This window comes from Mesorhizobium sp. M7A.F.Ca.CA.002.05.1.1 (assembly GCF_003998335.1).
In the GTDB taxonomy this organism is placed as follows: Bacteria; Pseudomonadota; Alphaproteobacteria; order Rhizobiales; family Rhizobiaceae; genus Mesorhizobium.
Genome location: NZ_RZQI01000912.1, coordinates 1 through 2,337 on the forward strand (window position 1 = coordinate 1; position 2,337 = coordinate 2,337).

Below are 2,337 nucleotides of genomic sequence, written 5' to 3' on the forward strand. Positions count from 1 at the left end.
CGCCAGGCAGGCCGCTATCCGCATTCCAGCCCGCCAGAGCGGCAATTGTGCGCGGCAGGTTGTTCGAGAAATCCGAGTTGTCGACGGCCAGAGCGGGGAAGCGCGCTACCGGCCACAGAAACAGAATGACGACGAACAGAATAAGCGGGGTCGTCAACAGGGCGAGCATGCCGCCCCGTTGGCGCCGCTTCATAGCCGGCTTTGTCCCGACCAACATGCCTGGGTTACTTCGCGAGCCAGGCCTTGAAGCGTTCTTCCAGTGCTTCCTTGTGCTCGGTCCAGAAGTCGTTGTCATAGGAGGCGCCGTACTGAAGGTGCTCCGGCGACGTCGGCAGGTAGGCCTTCCAATCCGCGGGAATGAGGTCGGCGGCTTCCTTGCGGCCGGTGCCATAGGCATAGAGTTTCGAGAAGCCGGCCTGGTTTTCAGGGATGGAGAACCACTTGAGGAGATCCAGCCCGGCCTGCTGGTGCGGCGCGCCCTTCACCACCGCCCAGTAGTCGGTGCCATAGAAGAAGCCAGCGTCCCATGCGATCGCATAGGGCTTCTTCTCGTTGATGGCTTCGTTGGTGATGCGCGCATTGAACGCGTCGCTGAGAGCCACTTCACCACTGTCGAGGTTCTGGATGCCCTGCGTCGTTGTGGACCACCAGACGACGTGCGCCTTGATCTTGTCGAGCATGGCGAAAGCCCGGTCGACGCCTTCCGGCGTGCCCAGCACCTTGTACATGTCCTCGCGCTTAACGCCGTCGGCCATCAGCGCATTTTCCAGCGTGAACTGTGCCTGCTGGTAAAGCCCGCGCTTTCCCGGAAATTTCTCGACGTTCCAGAAATCCGCCCAGCTCTTCGGCGCGGCGTCACCTTTGTAGACCTTCGTGTTGTAGGCAAGGACCGTAGCCCAGGTGTCGGATGCGACGCCGCATTCGTGCAGGGTGCCTGGGAGATAATTCGCCGCGTCGCCGGTGATCTCGGGCGTCAGCGGGACGAACAGGCCTTCGGCGCAGCCGACTTCCATGGCGGGCGCTTCGACCGAGACGACGTCGTAGGTAATGTTGCCCGCCTGCACCTGGGCACGCACCTTGGCGACCTCGCCGCCCCATTCTTCCATGACGATCGGAACGCCCGTCTTTTCGGTGTACTTGTCCCAGACCCCATCCTTGTAGGCCTTGTCCCATGTACCCCCCCAGCCGACCACCGTGACGGGGTCGGCCGCGGACGCGGCCAAAGTCGAGGTCGCGAGGCAGATCGCGGCGGCAGATACGGCTTGCAGATAAGTCCTCATTGCAGTTCCCCTTTCTTATCGTTGCAGATTTGATCAAATTTCAAACGCAAAATCGATTGATTAGCAACAGGAATTTGCGATATGGTGCAAAAAAGTTGAAAAGACGAGGAGATTTGATCGAATGCTGCAAGGCACTAGAGACCTGCGCGCCAATGTCAGTCTCGCTGCTGTTCTGGACGAGGCGCGACAGCGTTTCGCTGACGCCAACCCGAACAGCCGGGCGCGTCAGAACGAGGCCGCGGCATCGTTGCCGGGCGGCAATACGAGGGCTGTTCTATGGTATCGGCCATTCCCCGTATCGTTTGTTTCCGGTGAAGGCTGCAGGGTGACCGATTTGGACGGCCATACCTATGTCGACCTGGTCTCGGAATACAGTGCCGGTTTCTACGGCCACTCCGACAAGGCGATTTCGGCGGCCCTTGTGGACGTCATACAGGGTGGCATCATGCTGGGCGCACCCAACCGCTATGAGGCGCGCCTGGCTGCCGCGGTGGTCGACCGTTTTCCGGCCATAGAGCGCGTGCGCTTCTGCAACTCGGGCACCGAGGCGAACATCATGGCGATTTCGGCGGCTCGCGCCATCACGCAGCGCTCGAAGATCCTCGCCTTCCGCGAGGGCTATCATGGCGGCGTACTCACTTTTGCGCATGGCGGCTCACCGCTCAATTTGCCTTTCCCCTTTGTCTTCGCCGACTACAACGATAGTGCAGGCGCCGTGGCGCTCATCAAGGAACAGGGCGACGAGCTTGCCGCAGTGATCGTCGAGCCGATGATGGGCGGCGGCGGCTGCATCCCGGCGACGCGTGAGTTCCTGGAAGCGCTGCGCGCGGCGACGAAGGAGACCGGCGCGCTGCTGATCTTCGACGAGGTGATGACCTCGCGCCTCGACTACCGCGCGCTCCATGGCGCACATGAAATCTTTCCCGATTTCGTGACGCTCGGCAAGTATATCGGCGGCGGCGCCAGTTTTGGCGCATTCGGTGGACGCGCCGACCTCGTCGATCGCTTCGATCCGGCTTTGCCCGGTGCGTTCTCGCATGGCGGGACGTTCAACAAC

At 61.5% G+C, this 2,337-nt stretch carries 2 protein-coding genes; one reads left to right on the plus strand and one right to left on the minus strand.

Annotated features, from left to right (window positions below):
- Positions 1–224 precede the first annotated feature (224 nt).
- Complete coding sequence (locus tag EN939_RS30410) at positions 225–1,280, minus strand: ABC transporter substrate-binding protein (RefSeq protein WP_127270371.1); 1,056 nt, start codon at positions 1,278–1,280, stop codon at positions 225–227.
- Between the two features lie 121 nt (positions 1,281–1,401).
- Here EN939_RS30410 and EN939_RS30415 point away from each other — a divergent pair.
- Positions 1,402–2,337: aminotransferase class III-fold pyridoxal phosphate-dependent enzyme (locus EN939_RS30415; protein ID WP_127271348.1), on the plus strand; the 936-nt coding region annotated here is incomplete at its 3' end.